The 17,919-nt window shown below is 59.2% G+C and carries 15 protein-coding genes; 14 read left to right on the top strand and 1 reads right to left on the bottom strand.

Annotated features, from left to right (window positions below; all coding sequences use genetic code 11):
• The first annotated feature begins 9 nt into the window (after positions 1-9).
• The 4 genes from QP982_RS04330 (at position 10) to QP982_RS04345 (ending at position 4,249) form a co-directional block, all read left to right on the top strand.
• Complete coding sequence (locus QP982_RS04330) at positions 10-273, top strand: phosphoribosyl-ATP diphosphatase (RefSeq protein ID WP_005510825.1); 264 nt, start codon at positions 10-12, stop codon at positions 271-273.
• 14 nt (positions 274-287) lie between these two features.
• The gene (gene hisG, locus QP982_RS04335; RefSeq protein ID WP_070628551.1) at positions 288-1,133 is read left to right on the top strand and encodes an ATP phosphoribosyltransferase; all 846 of its coding nucleotides are present in this window, start codon (positions 288-290) and stop codon (positions 1,131-1,133) included.
• Positions 1,134-1,447: 314 nt separating this feature from the next.
• Entirely contained in the window at positions 1,448-2,896 is a 1,449-nt protein-coding gene (gene aspA, locus QP982_RS04340) for an aspartate ammonia-lyase (protein WP_284870245.1), read from the top strand.
• A 39-nt stretch (positions 2,897-2,935) separates the two neighbouring features.
• Complete coding sequence (locus tag QP982_RS04345; RefSeq protein WP_070706045.1) at positions 2,936-4,249, top strand: anaerobic C4-dicarboxylate transporter; 1,314 nt, start codon at positions 2,936-2,938, stop codon at positions 4,247-4,249.
• Between the two features lie 182 nt (positions 4,250-4,431).
• On the opposite strand, the gene QP982_RS04350 is transcribed toward QP982_RS04345, so the two are convergent.
• Positions 4,432-5,319 carry a RecB family exonuclease gene (locus QP982_RS04350; RefSeq protein ID WP_284870246.1) on the bottom strand — a complete coding sequence of 296 codons (888 nt, stop codon included), beginning with the start codon at positions 5,317-5,319 and terminating at the stop codon, positions 4,432-4,434.
• A 125-nt stretch (positions 5,320-5,444) separates the two neighbouring features.
• Between QP982_RS04350 and QP982_RS04355 the strand changes: the two genes are divergently transcribed.
• From QP982_RS04355 to QP982_RS04400, 10 genes are all read left to right on the top strand, one after another.
• Positions 5,445-6,287 carry a tRNA (adenine-N1)-methyltransferase gene (locus tag QP982_RS04355; protein WP_049170556.1) on the top strand — a complete coding sequence of 281 codons (843 nt, stop codon included), beginning with the start codon at positions 5,445-5,447 and terminating at the stop codon, positions 6,285-6,287.
• 109 nt (positions 6,288-6,396) lie between these two features.
• On the top strand, positions 6,397-7,974 hold the full coding sequence (gene arc, locus QP982_RS04360) for a proteasome ATPase (RefSeq protein WP_284870247.1): 1,578 nt from the start codon (positions 6,397-6,399) through the stop codon (positions 7,972-7,974).
• Positions 7,967-9,544: a depupylase/deamidase Dop gene (dop, locus tag QP982_RS04365; RefSeq protein ID WP_284870248.1), complete on the top strand. Its 1,578-nt coding sequence runs from the start codon at positions 7,967-7,969 to the stop codon at positions 9,542-9,544. The genes arc and dop overlap by 8 nt, the downstream gene beginning before the upstream one ends.
• A 61-nt stretch (positions 9,545-9,605) precedes the next feature.
• Positions 9,606-9,800 carry a ubiquitin-like protein Pup gene (locus QP982_RS04370; protein ID WP_005510795.1) on the top strand — a complete coding sequence of 65 codons (195 nt, stop codon included), beginning with the start codon at positions 9,606-9,608 and terminating at the stop codon, positions 9,798-9,800.
• A gap of 69 nt (positions 9,801-9,869) precedes the next feature.
• Positions 9,870-11,330 carry a Pup--protein ligase gene (gene pafA / locus QP982_RS04375; RefSeq protein ID WP_048734207.1) on the top strand — a complete coding sequence of 487 codons (1,461 nt, stop codon included), beginning with the start codon at positions 9,870-9,872 and terminating at the stop codon, positions 11,328-11,330.
• A 43-nt stretch (positions 11,331-11,373) separates the two neighbouring features.
• A complete protein-coding gene (locus tag QP982_RS04380; protein ID WP_284857561.1) occupies positions 11,374-12,402 on the top strand; it encodes a helix-turn-helix transcriptional regulator in 1,029 nt (342 codons plus the stop codon).
• The gene (locus tag QP982_RS04385) at positions 12,402-13,433 is read left to right on the top strand and encodes a helix-turn-helix transcriptional regulator (protein ID WP_284870249.1); all 1,032 of its coding nucleotides are present in this window, start codon (positions 12,402-12,404) and stop codon (positions 13,431-13,433) included. Before QP982_RS04380 ends, QP982_RS04385 begins: the two co-directional genes overlap by 1 nt.
• 74 nt (positions 13,434-13,507) lie before the next feature.
• Complete coding sequence (gene tatA / locus QP982_RS04390; RefSeq protein WP_048734080.1) at positions 13,508-13,819, top strand: Sec-independent protein translocase subunit TatA; 312 nt, start codon at positions 13,508-13,510, stop codon at positions 13,817-13,819.
• Between the two features lie 18 nt (positions 13,820-13,837).
• A complete protein-coding gene (tatC, locus tag QP982_RS04395; RefSeq protein ID WP_065421641.1) occupies positions 13,838-15,064 on the top strand; it encodes a twin-arginine translocase subunit TatC in 1,227 nt (408 codons plus the stop codon).
• A 24-nt stretch (positions 15,065-15,088) separates the two neighbouring features.
• Positions 15,089-17,875: a DEAD/DEAH box helicase gene (locus QP982_RS04400; protein ID WP_272715520.1), complete on the top strand. Its 2,787-nt coding sequence runs from the start codon at positions 15,089-15,091 to the stop codon at positions 17,873-17,875.
• Positions 17,876-17,919: the final 44 nt, after the last annotated feature.

Genomic DNA, 17,919 nt, shown 5'->3' on the forward strand with positions numbered 1-17,919 from the left:
ATAGACCAGGTGAAGAACTTTGATGACCTGTTTGCAGAGCTGAAGGAAAAAGCACAGTCGCGTCCCGAGGGATCGGGCACAGTCAAGGCGCTAGACGCTGGTGTGCATTTCCAGGGCAAGAAAATTGTCGAAGAGGCCGGTGAGGTCTGGCTTGCAGCTGAGCACGAATCTGACGAAGCCCTCGCAGAGGAGATTTCGCAGCTGTTGTACTGGCTGCAGGTGGTCATGGTCGGTCGCGGGCTGAGCCCCGAGGATGTTTACAAGTACCTGTAGGAGAAATCAACACCATGCTGCGTATTGCCGTGCCCAACAAGGGATCGCTGTCCGAGGCGGCAGTCGAAATCCTGAAGGAAGCTGGTTACCCGGGTCGAGGCGACTCCAAGAGCCTGACCATCCACGACGAAGCCAACGACATTGAGTTTTTCTTCCTTCGCCCGAAGGACATTCCCATCTATGTTGGCAACGGTCATCTGGATTTGGGCATCACCGGTCGCGACCTGGCCGCTGACTCGCTGGCTCCGGTCGATGAGGTTCTGAATCTGGGCTTCGGCGCCTCGACTTTCCGCTACGCCGCCCCAGCCGATGAGGAGTGGACCGTAGAAGCTCTGGAGGGCAAGCGCATTGCCACCTCGTACCCGAATCTTGTGCGCGAAGACCTGAAGGCTCGCGGCATTAACGCCACCGTCATTCGCCTTGATGGTGCAGTGGAGATTTCCATCCGCTTGGGAGTTGCCGACGTTATCGCCGACGTTGTCTCCACCGGCCGCACCCTGCGTAAGCAGGGGTTGAAGCCATTCGGCGATGTTTTGGTCAGCTCTGAGGCAGTTGTTGTCGGACGCAAGGGTGTGGAGGTCACCGAGAAGCAGCAGGTGTTCCTGCGTCGTATGACCGGCATTCTGCATGCCAAGACGTATTTGATGATTGACTACAACATCCGTGCGTCTGCGCTGGAAGAGGCATCCAAGCTCACCCCGGGCCTGTCTGGCCCGACCGTGTCGCCGCTGGCTAACGAGGATTGGGTAGCAGTTCGCGCGCTAGTCCCGAAGGCAGAGGCCAACCCGCTCATGGATGCCCTGGCGAAGATTGGTGCCGAGGCAATCTTGGCCTCGAATATCCGCATCGCGCGTATCTAGTGGAAGCTTGACCTGCTCGAGGGGTGAGGGGGGACCAACCACCTCGAGCGGGGACGCCACCTCGAGCGGGGGCACCATCTCACGCCGGGAGCTGTCCACTGCATTTTCACATCCACCTACCTCGACGTAGGTAGTAGGCTTAGCACTAAGCGTGCGCACGGCGTTAGCCGTACTGACATAGTCCCCTTATGCCGGAAAAGCGGCAGCTGCGCCAGCGCTGTAGTTTTGACGGTGTAACCAAGCAGCACCACGAATTGTGGTTCACACGAATTGTGGTTCATAAGACTGCGCCTACGAGAAGGGATCATGTCCATATGTCCGCAACGCGTACCGAGGTCGACTTGCTTGGATCGATGGAGGTTCCGGCAGAGGCTTACTACGGCATCCACACCCTGCGCGCAATCGACAACTACCAAATCTCAGGCAAGACCATCAACGATGTGCCCGAATTCATTCGTGGCATGGTGATGGTGAAGAAGGCCACGGCCATTGCCAACCAGCGTGTCCACACGCTGCCCAGCGATGTTGCAGACATCATCGTCGCCGCATGTGATGAAATCCTGGAAAAGGGACGCTGCATGGATCAGTTTCCAATCGATGTCTTCCAGGGTGGAGCTGGCACCAGTCTCAACATGAACACCAACGAGGTCATCGCTAACCTCGCTCTGGAACTGCTCGGCCTGGAAAAGGGCCGATACGACGTCATTCACCCCAACGATGATGTCAACCAGTGCCAGTCAACCAACGACGCCTACCCAACGGGTTTCCGTCTTGCTATCCACATGTCGCTGCTGAGCCTGCAGAAGCACTTCGATCCCCTGGTTGAGGCCCTACATGCTAAGGGTGATGAATTCAACGACATCATCACAATGGGCCGCACGCAGCTGCAGGACGCCGTTCCCATGACCCTGGGACAGGTTTTCCACGCATTTGCCCACAACCTTGAGGAAGAGCAGGAGTCCATCGCAACTGCGTCGGCACGCCTGCTGCAAATCAACCTGGGAGCAACCGCTATCGGTACCGGTGTGAATGCGCCGGCGGGCTACCGCGAGGCCGTGACCCAGGCGCTGCGTGAGGTCAGTGGCTTCAAGGTGACCTCTGCGAAGGACCTAATTGAAGCCACCAGCGATACCGGCGCCTACGTCAGCGTGCATGCATGCCTGAAGCGCGCAGCCATGAAGATTTCCAAGATGTGCAACGACCTGCGCCTGCTGGCATCGGGTCCACGAGCAGGACTGAATGAAATCAACCTGCCGGAGCGCGCCGCTGGGTCTTCGATTATGCCGGCAAAAGTTAACCCGGTAATCCCGGAGGTCGCGAACCAGGCCTGCTTCAAGGTCTTCGGCAACGACGTGACCCTGACCTGGGCAGCCGAGGCCGGTCAGTTGCAGCTAAACGTGATGGAGCCTGTCATCGGCGCATGCCTCTTCGAATCGATTGAACTGCTGCGCAACGCTACCGATACTCTGCGCGACAAGTGCATTACCGGCATCACCGCTAACCCGAAAGTCTGCCGCGGCTATGTGGAAAACTCCATCGGTATCGTGACCTACCTGAATCCGGTCATTGGCCACCACGAGGGCGATATGGTCGGCAAGGAAGCCGCTCGCACCGGCCGCTCCGTCCGGGACATTGTCCTCGAACGCAGGCTGATGGACGAGAAGGAGCTCAACCAGGTCCTGAGCACCGAGAACCTCATGCACCCGGAATATCGGGGTAAGCGCTATGTGGCAGGGGAGTCTCGCCTCGACGATCTGTCCTAAGCGGCAACAAGTCTAACGAGTGACTTTTCGGAGATACACATGTTAGTTGCCGTCCAAATCTTTATCGTTCTAGCAGCGATTGTCCTTGGCGCGCGTCTTGGTTCAATTGCTATCGGATTCGCCGGTGGGCTGGGCGTTTTGGCGCTGGGCATCACCGGGGTTCCGGTCACCAAAGACGACATTCCGTTCGATGTCATCGGCATCATTATGTCGGTAATCGCGGCAATTGCCGCTATGCAGAAGGCCGGAGGCATGGACTATCTCGTCCACATTGCCGAACGGTTGCTGCGCAAGAATCCGCGACACATCACCTACTGGGCCCCGGTTGTCACCTACCTGATGACACTGCTCGCCGGCACCGGCCACACCGCATTTTCCACCCTCCCAGTTATCGCCGAAGTATCCAAGGAGGGAGGCGTTCGCCCGTCCCGCCCGCTGTCCGTGGCGGTCATCGCATCTCAGTTGGCGATTACGGCATCACCCATCTCAGCGGCTGTGGTACTCATGGCTTCGCTCATGGAACCCCGCGGCGTTGGTTATCTCACACTCCTGGCGATTGTCATTCCTTCGACGTTCCTCGCCATCCTTCCGACCGCCTTTGTCACGAATCACCTAGGCAAAGAGCTTGACGACGATCCGGAGTATCAAAGCCGCTTGGAAAAGGGGTTAGTCTCCAAGCCACGTGGCCAGATGAGCGAATACGTGCCAACCAAGTCGGCCAAGTGGTCCGTGGCGATTTTCCTACTCTCGATTCTCGCGGTGATGGTCTACGCGACCATCAGCACTGAACAGGTCGGCCTCATCGCTGACCCCACGCTCCCACGAAACGAGGCGATCATGTCAATCATGTTGACCGCTGCCACCGTTATCGTGCTGGCCTGCAAGTTGGACGCGGCAACCATTTTGAACACACCGGTGTTCAAATCGGGCATGTCCGCCAGCGTCTGCGTTCTCGGTGTGGCGTGGCTGGGAACCACAATTATCAACCACTACATCGACGACATTAAGGCCGCGTCCGGCAGCCTACTGACCACAATGCCGTGGATGCTGGCAATCGTGCTCTTCTTCGCGGCCGCATTGCTGTACTCGCAGGCGGCCACGGCAAAGGCCATCATGCCCGCTGCACTCGCGGTGGGAGTTTCTCCCATCACTGCGATTGCTTCCTTCGCAGCGACTTCCGCGCTATTCGTACTGCCTACTTACCCGACACTCCTTGCCGCGGTGGAGATGGACGACACCGGCACAACCCGAATTGGCAAATACGTGTTTAACCACTCGTTCATCATCCCAGGCACCTTATGCATTGCCCTGTCCGTCGCGTTCGGTTTCGCCTTCGGCAGCGCACTGCTGTAGTGGGGGGGGGCTACCTAGAACACCGCATAGAGAAACTGACTAGGTTTATGCCAAAATCAAAGCTGTGAATTCCATTCACCTGCCATAAACCTAGTCAGTAACTTTTACTGGCACCGTTACCGCCGACGGCGGCACCCCGCGAAAGCTAACATCGCCGCGAGAGCCACCGCCATCCGCAGTTTTTACTCAGTGCCGCCATCACCGACAGCACCCGGCCAACCGGGGTACTCCGGTGTGACCCCGCCATAGGCAGGGCACATCTCCTGGAAAGAACACCACCCGCAGAGCTTGGACTTCTTCGGCACAAAGTCACCGTTTTCACCGTCGCGCACGATCGCCGACCACAAGTCGGCAATCTCCGCTTGGAAGGCCTCTAATTCTGTCGCGTTGGGACTCAGCACCAGGTCATCGGCGACCTTCAGGTACATCAACCGCAGCTGTTCCGGGATACGACCGGTGAGCCGCCACCACACCAGCGCGTAAAACCGCATCTGGAAGAGCGCCTCATCCTGGAAGTGAGGAGAGGGCTTCTTGCCCGTCTTGTAGTCGACAATCCGGACCTCACCGGTCGGGGCAATATCGACGCGGTCGATAAAACCACGAAGTGGCACTGACAATGGCACAGTCTGATCCGCATCCGGATCGATAACCAGCTGAACGAACTTTTCCATCTCGGCCGCATCGAAGCCCATGGGGTTTTCCATCATGAAATATCCCTTGAGCAGGCCGCGGCATTCGACCAGGAAGTCGTAGTAATCATCCTCCGGAACTAGCTCAATCAGTTCCTCGTCCTTTGCACGCATGTCCTCCCAGGTCGGCTTCAGACGCTTCACCGCTGCGGGGTAAGTGCGTTCTTCACGGGGCCAGGCATGCATCTGTTCGAGCACAGCATGTACCAACGTGCCCTTGACCTGCGCGACAGTCGACGGCTCCGGAATCTTGTCAATCGCACGGAACCGGTACTTCAGCGGGCACTGGCGGTAGTCATTAGCTCTCGACGGCGACAGCGCCAACTTAGAGCGGCGGGAAGGCTGAACAGCTGACTTAGAACTTTGGGCATTGTCGGGCATACTAGCCAGGTTAGAGTACCGCCCGGATTTGGCTGCACCCGACATGACCCGACCCAACCAAACCGAACCAGACCCAACCCGACATGACCCGACCCAACCAAACCCCAAAAGGAGCCCACACACCTATGGCATTGAGCGGACCATTCCAAGTCGGCGACCGAGTCCAGCTGACTGACTCGAAGAATCGCCACTTCACCGTCATCCTCGAGGAGGGTGGCAAGTTCTTCACTCACCGCGGCACCATCCTCCACGACGACCTCATCGGCGCCAAGGAAGGCACCACCGTCACCTCCAGCGAAGGCACCGTCTACCTGGCCATGCGTCACTTGCTGGTCGATTACGTCCTGTCCATGCCGCGCGGTGCTGCGGTGATTTACCCGAAGGATGCTGCACAGATCATCGTCGAGGGCGACATCTTCCCAGGTGCGCGCGTGTTGGAGGCCGGCGCTGGCTCCGGCGCGCTCAGCCTCAACCTGCTCCGCGCCATCGGCGCTGACGGGCAGCTTATTTCCTACGAGGTCCGCGAGGATCACATCGAGCACGCGGAACGCAACGTTGTCGACTTCATGGGTCACAAGCCCGACAACTGGGACTTGCGCCTGGGCGATCTCAACGAGGCCTCCGTCGAGTCGCTCGGCGGCCCGGTCGACCGAGTCATTCTGGACATGCTCGCTCCATGGGAATGCCTGGACACCGTTTCGAAGGTGCTTCAGCCTGGCGGCGTGCTCATGGTCTATGTCGCCACTGTTCCGCAGCTAATGAAAGTCATGGAGGGCATCCGCGCGCAGAAGTGCTTCACCGAACCACGCGCCTGGGAATCCCTGGTCCGCGACTGGAATGTTCAGGATCTCTCCGTCCGCCCGGCGCACCGTATGCAGGCGCATACCGCATTCCTGGTGTGGGCACGCAGGCTTGCCGACGGCACGGTGCCTCCGCGCCCACAGCGACGAAATCAAAAGAAGCTCTAGACCCGCCGCTTCGCGCTGGGAGGTGTAGCCGTCGTAAAGCGTGATGCGACACACGGTCTAAATCGACCAAGCAACAACGGCATCTGGCCCTATGGGTAATCTGGGATACATGACAACGCCGTCTGACAAAATCCGTGATCTTGAGCAGAAGAACTACAACCTCGGCATTCGTAATAATCGCCTGGTTGAGCTGTTGCGGGACTCCCGTAACAAGCTAGAGCTACTGCGCCAAGACATGGAGGACATGCTGGAGCCGCCTAGCACGTACGGTATTTTCCTTAAGCCGGGGCCGGAGAAAGGCACCGCAGAGGTTTTTACCGGAAATCGACGGATGCGCCTGCGGGTGCAGCCGGAGATTAATGAGCGGGCGCTTCGGCCGGGTGCGCAGGTGCGTCTGAATGAGGGCTCGATAATCGTGGAGGACTGCGGTTATCCGGAAAGCGGCGACATCGCCAATGTTCGTGAGGTGCTGCCGGATCGGGAGCGCATTTTGGCCTCGGATACTCACGGTGAGGAATTCGTGGTGTCTCTGGCGGGGGATTTGTCGCCGAAGCCGGGGGACTCGGTGATGATTGACCGCAAGTCGGGCTATGCGTTTGAGGTCATTCCGAAGTCCGAGGTGGAAAACCTGGTGCTGGAAGAGGTACCGGATGTCACCTACACGGATATCGGTGGTTTGGACAGTCAGATTGAGCAGATTCACGATGCCGTGGAGATGCCGTTCCTGCAGCCAGAACTGTTTGAACAGTACAACCTGCGTCCGCCGAAGGGTGTGCTGCTCTACGGCCCTCCCGGCAATGGTAAGACGCTGATTGCCAAGGCTGTGGCTAATTCGTTGGCACGCAAGATTGCGCTATCCCGAGGCAAGAGCGAGGCGGAGGCGCAGCGGGCGCAATCGTACTTCTTGAATGTCAAGGGCCCGGAGCTGCTGAACAAGTTCGTGGGTGAGACCGAGCGTCAGATTCGCCTGATTTTTGACCGCGCTCGCGACATTGCCGAGGATGGCAAGCCGGTAATTGTCTTCTTCGATGAGATGGACTCGATTTTCCGCACTCGTGGTTCGGGCATCTCCTCGGATATGGAAAACACAGTGGTCCCGCAGCTGCTCAGTGAACTTGACGGTGTGGAGGGGCTGGAAAACGTCATCGTGATTGGTGCCACCAACCGCGAGGAGATGATTGACCCGGCAATTCTGCGCCCAGGACGCTTGGATGTGAAAATCCGCATTGAGCGCCCGAATGAGGCTGCGGCGAAGGATATCTTCCGCAAGTACTTGACTCCAGAGCTGCCGTATAGCGCAGCCGAGGTGGAAGCGCGCGGTGGGGTGGAGCAGAATGTCGCACACCTCATTGACCAGGTTGTTGAGCGGATGTACGCCAAGACGGAAGAAAACGAGTACGTGCGGATTCGCTATGCCGATGGCACCAGCGAAGTTATGTACTACCGCGATTTCAACTCCGGCGCGATGATTTCCAACATCGTCGACCGTGCGAAGAAGTCCGCCATCAAGTCGGTTATCGCTGGCGGCGAGGCTGGTATTAGCTTGGATCACCTGCTGTCTGCAGTGGCGGAGGAGTTCGCGCAGAACGAGGACCTGCCAAACACCTCGAACCCGGATGAGTGGGCTCGCATCTCCGGTCGTCCAGCGGCGCGCGTTGCCTCGGTCGAGGTGATTCGCCATGGCTAAATCCGCCGCCAGTTCTGCACAGTCGAACCGCTTCTTCGGCACGGAGATTGAGTACGGCATTTCCAGCCCGGACAACCCGGATGTCAGCCCAATTCTCACCTCCACGCAGGCCGTGCTCGCTTTCGCGCATGAGCAGGAGGAGGGCCTGTCGGGGCGCATCCGCTGGGATTACGCACCAGAGTCGCCACTGCGCGACAGCCGTGGTTTCGACCTGCGCCGTTACCACCAGCCACCGATTGTTGACCCGAATGCCGTCGGCGCTGCAAACCTGCTGGTGCAAAATGGTGCCCGTTTCTACGTCGATCACGCGCACCCGGAGTACTCCTCACCGGAGACGGCAACCGCCCGCGAGGCGGTTATCGCTGACCGCGCAGGTGACAAGATTATGCTGCGCGCAGCTCAGCTTGCCGCCGAAGCCACCGATGCTGAGGGCAATCCAGGTCCGATGCTGAAGCTCTACCGCAACAATGTCGATGGCAAGGGCGCCTCGTATGGTGCCCACGAGAACTACCTTTTCTCCCGAGAAACCGAGTTCGATGACATCGTCGCCGGTCTGACGCCGTTTTTCGTCACCCGCCAGGTGTTCACGGGCGCTGGTCGCGTGGGTCTGGGGCAGACGGGGCAGGAGTCGGGTTTCCAGATTTCGCAGCGCGCGGACTACATCGAGACTGAGGTCTCGCTGGAGACCACTTTGAACCGCGGCATCATCAACACCCGCGATGAACCACACGCAGACTCCGATCGCTTCCGCCGCCTGCACGTCATCATCGGTGATGCCAACATGAGCGAGGTCGCCACCTTCCTCAAGCTGGGCACCACAGGTTTGGTCATCGACGCCATCGAGGACGGCGTGCGTTTCGACGACCTGCAGCTCCGCAACCCCGTCGAGGCCGTCCATAAGGTCTCCCGAGACTTGACTTGCACCGAGAAGCTGCAGCTGGCAGACCATGTCACGTGGATGTCCGCAGTGGAAATGCAGTACGAGTACCTGCGTCGCTTGGAGAGCTACGACCAGCAGGGCGACGTCGTCAAGCTCTGGCGTGAAGTGCTCGACGTGCTTTCCGACGACCCCCGCAAGGCAGCCCATCTGCTGGATTGGGTGGCGAAATACAACCTCATGGAGGGCCTGCGTACCCGCCTGGGCGCGGGCTGGGACCACCCGAAGTTGGCGTTGATTGATATTCAGTACTCGGATATTGACCCTGCTCGTGGGCTGTACCATGCGCTGGTGCGCCGCGGTTCGATGCGCACACTCGTGACCGAGGAAGAAGTCGACCGAGCGGTTGAATACGCACCGGAGTCTACGCGTGCGTATGTACGCGGTGGCATTCTGCGCCGCTTTGGCAAGGATGTCGTCGCGGGCAGTTGGACCAGCTTGGTGGTGGACACCGCGGGGGTGTATCGGAGCACTCGTGACGTGGAGTCGCCTGGAATTACGCTGGCCTACATTACGCTGGATGAAGTTGACCGTTTCACTGCCGCAGAATGCGGTGACGTGTTGGAGTCTGCGGAGACAGTGGCCAAGGTGGTTGAGCATCTGCGTACTCTCGGGGCTATCCGCGAACAATAGGCACACATAGTGCAGTAATAGAGCAGTAATACTCAAAAGTTCATTTTTAAGGAGCAATATCATGGCTGGTAACACTCAGGTTTTCGGCGGCGGTTCCGGCGGAGGCGACGAGGAAGAGTTCGGCGAGGTCGCTGGCGGCGGTCAGGCTCAGGAGCACGTTGCAGCTGCTGACGACCTGCTGGATGAAATTGATGGTCTGCTGGAGAACAACGCCGAGGAGTTCGTGCGTTCGTATGTCCAGAAGGGTGGCCAGTAAAAAGTGACTGACCAGCAGGTAGGGCAGCAGGAGCCGGAAGCAACGCCGACACCGGTACCGGCACAGGCGTTGACCCGACGCATCACCGGTATTGAGACCGAGTTCGGCATCACTCTGACGCTGGATGGCTCGCGCCGTCTGGGACCGGATGAGATTGCCCGCTACATGTTCCGCCCGGTGATCGCTAAGTACGGGGCAACCAACATTTTCACCCCCAATGCTGGTCGTATGTACCTCGATGTCGGAAGCCACCCGGAGTACGCTACCGCTGAGTGCGATTCGGTCTCGCAGCTGGTAGCGTACGACCGCTCGGGCGAGGTCATCTTGAATGAACTCGCTGAAAAGGCTGAAGCAGAGCTTGCCGACGAGGGCATCGGTGGCAAGGTCTACCTGCTGAAGAACAACGTTGATACCGTCGGTAACTCCTACGGTTGTCACGAAAACTACCTGGTTGGACGTGAACTGGGACTGAAGTCCCTGTCCAAGCTGCTGCTACCTTTCTTGGTTACGCGACAGCTCATCTGTGGCGCGGGGAAGATTTTCCTGCCGTACCCAACCTCGCCGTATCACAACGATCCGATTCAGTACTGCTTCTCGCAGCGCGCGGATCATGTGTGGGAGGGCGTCTCCAGTGCAACGACGCGCTCCCGGCCGATTATTAACACTCGCGATGAGCCACACGCGGACTCCAACCGATTCCGCCGCTTGCACGTCATCGTGGGCGACTCCAACATGAGTGAGACGACGACTGCGCTCAAAATTGGCTCCACTCAGCTGGTACTGGAGATGATTGAAGCCGGCGTGAAGTTGCCGGACTTCGAAGTCGCCAACGAAATCAAGTCCATCCGTGCGGTGAGCCGCGATATGACCGGCAAGGCCGAGATTCCACTGCGCAGTGGCGAAACTGCCACCGCACTGCAGATTCAACGCGAGTTCCTGGACGCTGCGACGGAGTGGCTGAAGGTCCGCGAAGAAAACATGGTCAATGAAGACAAGGGCATTGCCGGGGCCGGCACGTCCAACGAGGAAATGGGCCGCATCGTCGAGCTGTGGGGTCGCGCGCTGGATGCCGTGGAAACCGGTGACTGGTCTCTCATTGAGCACGACATTGACTGGGCCATTAAGTACTCGCTCATGAAACGCTACCTGGATCGCGGTCTAACGCTGGAGGACCCCAAGCTTCATCAAATCGACTTGGCCTACCACGACATCCGTCCCGGCCGAGGCATCTTCCGTGCGCTGGAAGCCCGTGGCATTGCCTCGCGGTGGATCACCGATGAGCAGGTCGCTGAGGCAGTCCGCATCGCACCGCCAACTACTCGTGCGAAGCTGCGCGGTGATTTCCTCGTTGCAGCTGAAGACTCCAGTTTGAAGACCGTCGTGGACTGGACACACCTGAAGATTTCCGGTGACGATCCCATCTCCACCATGCTCGGCGACCCCTTTGCCACGGAAAACAATGAGGTCAATGAGATGATCGAGATTCTGACGGCCGCGAAGAAGACCTCGGATACGGATCCGGAAAACTAGTTCCGCCCCCGGAAACTGCCCCAGGAAAAGGAGCCCCACAGTCGTGTCTGTCCCACCGGTATCGGAAAGCCCCGGATCCGCTGCAATCAGTGAGAACCAACGCCAGGTTCAGCTGCTGTTGGCGCTTGCCGACGACACCGGGTGGGTCAGCGAGTCGTGGATCTCCAAACATGTCGAGGGTTACTCCCGTGTTTCCGAGGATTCCCGGGCTCGTTATTTACGTGCGGACACCGCGGCACTCCTGGCAGCCGGGGTCCCGGTGGAGGTTTCGTCGTCAAGCGCGGGCGATAAGGTCAAACGTCTGCGCCTGAACAGACTACGGTGGCCCCAGCACGACCCCGAGTTCACTGAAGCGGAGGCTTCGGTGGTTTTCCAGGCGGCGAATGCGGCGTTTGGTTCGGAGGAGCTGAGCTCGACGGCTGTGGCGGCGTGGCGGAAGCTCGCATCGTTTGCGCAGCGCAGCGCCATTGCGAAGCCGGATGAGTCGGTGGTGGTGGCCGATGCGGTGGATATGAGTCGAGTGGATTTCAGCACACTGCTGACCGCGATGACCTCGCCGCGCCGGACAGTGGAGATGTGGTACTCCCGCCAGTACGGCGTGGATGATGAACTGCGCATGCTGGAGCCGTGGGGTCTGATTAACCTGCGCGGGCGCTTTTATGTGTTGGGCTTTGATCCGCAGCGTGAGGCCGCGCGTATGTTCCGGCTCAGCCGTATCCGCGATGTGTCGGATACAGGGACGTCGGCGACCCAGCCAATGCCCGATGGTGACTTGCAACAGATTGCGGAAAACATGTTGCACCGCGGTGGCAAGACCTATCAGGCGGTTGTTCGTATCGCTCCGAATACCTGCGCTGATGTGGTGATGAAAGCGACCGCGTTGGGGGATGGGCGCTACGAGCTGCCAGCGGCACCTGTGAGTGAGATTGTGTCCACAGGTTTGAGTTACGCACCGGATTTGATTGTGGAATCACCTGAAGAGGCACGGTCGGAGATTATTGCTCGGTTGGAGCAGGTACTCGCTCGCCATGGCGGTTCGAATGGTGCGAAGAACGCTTTGGAGGGCAACTAATGACAGTGCATGCAGCCCGGGAACTGGACGCAGGTGTCAGTGTCGACGAGTTGTTGGCGGTCGTACCGTACTTTTCGCAGCACCGTTCAATGACAGAGGCCGCTACCGAACTGGCCATACCTTTTGCCCGAATTCGGGCAATCGTGGAACAGATTGCAGATATTGACCAGCCGGGACTCCTCGGAGTGCGGGCTTTTGAAGTTGATTACCGCAACAGCTTTGATGTCCGTATTCGCCCTCAGGCAACGGTGCTCAGCCAGCCACGTGCGCTCACAGCCGAAGAAACCGCGACCTTGCTGCTCATCCTGGAAACCATCGAGGACTCCGCAGCCACCACTTCCTCCAAGGCCGCGCAGACGGCCGCGACAAAACTACGCAGTGCTCTGGGAATAAACGTCCCCATCATTGACTCGACCGCTGCGGAAAATGGCAAGGCCTTTTCCTTTTCTGAGCAGATTTATTCCGCGCTGCATCAGCGCAAGGTGTTGAAGGTGCGCTACCGGAATGCCTCAGGGCAGATTACAGTCCGTGAGCTTGACTGTGTCAACGTTTATACAGTTGAATCCACGACGTACCTCCGCGCTGTGGACCGTGCGCAGGAAGACCGTCGCCAGAAGAGCTTCCGCGTCGACCGCCTGGAGGCCGCCGAGGTCCTCGACACTCCCGCCGGTTTCCACCGCCCAGAGCCTGTCGATATCCGTGATCCCCACGCCTTTGGTGCGGAAACGGGAACGTCCGAATGGGCAAGTGTGCTTATCGACGCCGACGCCACCTGGATCGCAGACTATGAACCGGTCTTCTTTACCGAAGATGAGGGAGAAGAAGAGGATACCGAACTGGTCTCTGACCAAGGCTTAGGGCAGTCGGAATATGTCGCTGACGTGCCGATGTCCGACTTGGCCGCAACAGTCTCCTTTGTGCTCCGCCGTTCACCGAGCGTAACGGTCGCTGAGCCCTTAAAATTGAAAAACGCCGTTGTTGCGCGAGCCCGCGAAGCTTTGGCAGAGTATGGTCGAAACGACAAGGCTTAAATCAAAGCTTTAATCGCGCACGATGTGGCAACTTGCCACTTGTATTTGTATTCATTCGAAAGGTCTCTAAGCGGATGCCGAACCTAGGTCCCTGGGAAATCATCATTATCCTGGTCGTTCTTGTCTTGCTCTTTGGTGCAAAGAAGTTGCCGGATGCCGCACGTTCGCTCGGCCGCTCCATGCGTATCTTCAAGTCCGAAGTCAAGGAAATGCGCAACGATGACGAGCACCAGGAGCAGGCTGCAATTCAGCAGGCTCCGCAAGCCCAGCCACAGCAGCCGTACCAGCCGCAGCAGCAGTACCAGCAGCCGGCACCGCAGGCTCAGCCGCAGCAGCCGTACCAGCCGCAGCCTGGCCAGAACAACCCTGGCCAGCCGCAGCAGTAGTAGAAGGCCGGTTGAAGCGTGACTTCAGCTACATCCACATCACGTCCTCGGAAGCGCCAGCGTAGGCGCAATCCCGAGGGCGTGATGACTATTGTCGAGCACATTCAAGAGCTCCGGCGTCGCCTCGTTCTCGCCCTCGCTGGTATTGCCGTTGGCACTGTTGTGGGCTTTATCTGGTATCAGACCGCCTTTACCATTGGTCAGTTCCGCATACCGTTTACCTCGGTCAATGTTGGCCCTGTGCACTTTAAGTCCCTGGGTGAGTTGCTCAAGGATCCGTACTGTCAGCTTCCACCCGAGATGCGTCTCGGCGGCGGTGAGGGCGCGGAGTGTCGTCTGCTGGCGACCAGTCCGTTTGAAATGTTCATGCTGCGTCTGAAGGTCGGTGCGCTGGCCGGTCTGGTGATGTCGTCGCCATGGTGGCTCTACCAGATTTGGGCCTACATCACTCCCGGCTTGGTTCGGAAGGAACGCCGCACCACGCGCAGAGTTGTGACTGCCGCCGCGCTGCTGTTTGTCATGGGTTCCGTCCTGGCCTACTACGTTGTCGCCATCGGTCTGGAGTTCTTGCTCCAGATTGGTGAAGAGACGCAAATTTCTGCACTCACCGGTTCGCAATACTTCGGTTTCCTCTTGGCGCTCATCGTCTGCTTTGGCGTGAGCTTTGAGGTTCCGCTTTTCCTGGTCATGTTGAACATGGCCGGTGTCGTTACCTACGAGAGCATCAAGGACAAGCGCAGCATCATCATTATGTCGCTGTTCATCTTTGCGGCCTTCATGACTCCGGGGCAGGAACCAATATCCATGGTCGCAATGGCAACGGCACTGACGTTGCTGGTGGAAATCGCAATCCAGATTTGTCGTCTCCATGACCGTCGTAAAGCAAATGAGCGACCTGATTGGTTGGACGTCGATGACGAGCAAGGCTCCGGACCCATTACAGCGTCCGGCCCGATTGGCTCCGCCGGCGGTATCGGTGACGTGGGCGGCATTGACGCCCCGACTTCAGTAAGTGCGCCGACGTCGATTCAGCCGGGCGGCATGCCGACGGCATCAGCGGCCCCGACGACCTCTCCGGTCTCTGGCCCCACGCCAGTGAACGCGCCGACGCCGACGCGGGCATCCCAGATGCGTCCTACTCGCAATTCGCGTCCACCACGGCCACAGGGCATGATTCCGGAGACTCCGATGCCGACGCAGGACTTGCGAAATCGTCCGACGAGCGACTTTGATGATGTTCTCTAGCGCGGTTTATGACACTCTAGAGGCATGACTCTTCTCGGCGATTTCGTCAGCCAACAGGATTTCGACCTTGACGACTTTCAGCTCCGCGCCTGCCAATCAATTGAGGCAGGGCGGGGCGTTGTCGTCTGTGCACCCACCGGCGCGGGCAAGACTATTGTTGGCGAATTCGCTATTTATGCAGCTCTTGAGCGTGGCGGCAAGTGCTTTTACACCACACCTATCAAGGCGTTGAGCAATCAGAAGTACCACGACCTAGTCGAGGACTACGGCGAAGGCCGCGTGGGCCTGCTCACTGGCGACACTTCGATTAACGGCGACGCAGACATCGTGGTGATGACCACCGAGGTGCTGCGCAATATGATTTACGCGAACTCGCCGACGCTGAAGAAGCTCACGCATGTGGTGATGGATGAGATTCACTACCTCGCTGACCGCGAGCGCGGCGCTGTGTGGGAAGAGGTTATTTTGAACCTCGACCAATCCGTGGCCGTCATCGGTTTGTCGGCGACGGTGTCCAACTCCGAGGAGTTCGGTCGCTGGCTTTCCACGGTGCGCGGGCACACGGACGTTATTGTCACGGATCTGCGCCCGGTTCCGCTGCATCAGCACATGCTGGTGGGAAACCGGCTCTATCCACTCTTCGAGGCGAAGTCGGTCAAGGTCAATCAGGACCTGTTGGAGGCGTGCCGTCGTGCCGAGTTCGGCTACGGCGACGCTGGGGCCAGGGAGCGCTACCAGTACAAAAAGCACAAGGGCGGTGGGCGCTCGTATAGCTGGGGCGATAAGGGGCAGCGCAAGTTCCGTCCGCCGAAGCGCGGCGATGTTATCCGCATGCTCGGCTCCATGAACATGCTGCCCGCGATCGTTTTCATCTTCTCCCGCGCGGGCTGCGAAGGCGCGCTGGCGCAGGTCGGTGCTACGCGCGCAGAGCTCACTGACCGGGATGAGCAGGAGCGCATCGCCAAGATTATCGATGACGGTGTTGCACACATTCCGAAGGAAGATCTGCAGGTTCTCGGTTTCCTGCGCTGGCGCCGCATTCTCATCCGTGGTTTTGCGGCGCACCATGCGGGCATGCTGCCTGCGTTCCGGCACATTGTGGAAGAGCTCTTTAACGAAGGCCTGGTCAAGGTTGTCTTCGCCACCGAGACGCTTGCGCTGGGCATCAACATGCCTGCCCGCACGGTCGTGCTGGAGAAGCTGGTCAAGTTCAACGGCGAAGCACATGTGGATCTCACGCCGGGTCAGTACACGCAGATGACCGGTCGCGCTGGCCGCCGCGGTATCGACACTGTCGGCAATGCAGTGGTGCAGTGGGCCCCGGCAATGGATCCGAAGGCTGTCGCAGGGCTGGCATCTACGCGCACATACCCGCTGATTTCCACCTTCGCGCCGAGCTACAACATGAGCGTCAACCTCCTGCAGACGCTCGGTTACGAAGGCTCGAAGCGCGTCATGGAGCGCTCATTCGCCCAGTTCCAGGCGGATGGCGACATTGTCGGAGTCGCCGCCGAACTGTCCAAGGCCAAGCAGGAAGCCGCGGCCCTGCGTGCGGAATTGCTCGGCAGGGGAGCCGATGCGCACGCTGAAGGGGCGGAGGCTGAGGGGTCGTCGTCAAGCGAGGAAGGCAGTTCGCGTGACGACGAGCGCCTAACCCAGATGCTTGAATACCTGGATCTGCGCGCGAAGCTGACCCAGGAGGAGAAGAACGCCAAGCGCCGCAATATTGAAGACCGCCATACGGAAACAGTGACCGCGCTGCGCAGACTCCGTCGAGGCGAGGTTATTCCGCTGCCGAAGGGTAAGAAGGTGCAGTTGGCGGTGGTGTACCGAGAGGACCATTCGAAGTCGAATCCACGTCCCGGTGTCATCAGTGTCGGCGGGTTCGTGGGGCGTGTGGAGCCGCATATCTTCCCAGCGGCGCCGCAGACGGTCGGCGCGATTAAGCTGCCTCGGGATGCGGACCGGCATCCGCGACGTGCGCTCGGAATTGTGCGCGCAGAGATTGGCCGCAAGGGGCTAAAGGGACCAAAGAGGCTGAAGCGTCGCACTGGTGGCAACTCGCCGGCGGTGAGGAAGTTGCGCCAGGAGCTGCGCGAGCATCCGCTACATGGCGATCCTGCGGTGGAGACGATGGCTCGTCACGCCGATACGCTGCGGCAGGCCGAGGCGCATGTGGCCAAGCTGCAAAAGCGCGTCGATTCCGCCTCGGATACATTGGCGCGCACATTCGACCGCATGCTGCAGTTGCTAACACAAATGGACTACGTGGAATGGCGGGAGGGCGCGGAGCCGACAATTACCGAGGAAGGCCTGCGGCTGGCGCAGATTCACAACGGCTCGGATTTGCTGGTGGCCACGTGTCTGCGCCGCGGTATTTGGGATGACCTGGACCCCGCGGAACTGGCCGGTGCGGTGTCGAGCTTGGTCTTTGAAAACCGCAAGGCCAGTCAAGGCAGTGACGAGGTGCCTACCGAGCCGCTGGCCAAGGCGCTGGGGAACACCTACCGCATCTGGGAGGAACTGTCGGAGGATGAGCGCCGTTACCGGCTGCCGGTAACGGACTTGCCGGATATGGCTTTTGCTACGGCAATTCATCAGTGGACTGCGGGTGCACCGCTGGGGTACTGCCTGCAAGCCGCCGCCGAGAGTGGCGCGGAGCTGACTCCAGGTGACTTTGTCCGCTGGTGCCGTCAGGTCATTGACCTGCTGCAGCAGATCAAGAAGACGGGCTACTCCACGGACATTCGCGACAAGTCCGCCGAGGCTATTCAGGCAATTCGCAGGGGCGTAGTGGCGCTGAACAATTAGTTGCCGGTTACGTTGGTCAGCCGAAGCCTCGTCGCCCCGAGGCC

The organism is Corynebacterium sp. MSK019 (genome assembly GCF_030232425.1).
GTDB classification, from domain to species: Bacteria; Actinomycetota; Actinomycetes; order Mycobacteriales; family Mycobacteriaceae; genus Corynebacterium; species Corynebacterium jeikeium_D.

Excerpts from the sequence above, each read along its gene's own strand:
- QP982_RS04350 (WP_284870246.1), bottom strand. The coding sequence starts at position 5,319 with ATGCCCGACAATGCCCAAAGTTCTAAGTCAGCTGTTCAGCCTTCCCGC.
- hisG (WP_070628551.1), top strand. The coding sequence starts at position 288 with ATGCTGCGTATTGCCGTGCCCAACAAGGGATCGCTGTCCGAGGCGGCA.
- QP982_RS04355 (WP_049170556.1), top strand. The coding sequence starts at position 5,445 with ATGGCATTGAGCGGACCATTCCAAGTCGGCGACCGAGTCCAGCTGACT.
- tatA (WP_048734080.1), top strand. The coding sequence starts at position 13,508 with ATGCCGAACCTAGGTCCCTGGGAAATCATCATTATCCTGGTCGTTCTT.
- aspA (WP_284870245.1), top strand. The coding sequence starts at position 1,448 with ATGTCCGCAACGCGTACCGAGGTCGACTTGCTTGGATCGATGGAGGTT.
- QP982_RS04385 (WP_284870249.1), top strand. The coding sequence starts at position 12,402 with ATGACAGTGCATGCAGCCCGGGAACTGGACGCAGGTGTCAGTGTCGAC.
- QP982_RS04370 (WP_005510795.1), top strand. The coding sequence starts at position 9,606 with ATGGCTGGTAACACTCAGGTTTTCGGCGGCGGTTCCGGCGGAGGCGAC.
- QP982_RS04345 (WP_070706045.1), top strand. The coding sequence starts at position 2,936 with ATGTTAGTTGCCGTCCAAATCTTTATCGTTCTAGCAGCGATTGTCCTT.
- dop (WP_284870248.1), top strand. The coding sequence starts at position 7,967 with ATGGCTAAATCCGCCGCCAGTTCTGCACAGTCGAACCGCTTCTTCGGC.
- arc (WP_284870247.1), top strand. The coding sequence starts at position 6,397 with ATGACAACGCCGTCTGACAAAATCCGTGATCTTGAGCAGAAGAACTAC.
- QP982_RS04400 (WP_272715520.1), top strand. The coding sequence starts at position 15,089 with ATGACTCTTCTCGGCGATTTCGTCAGCCAACAGGATTTCGACCTTGAC.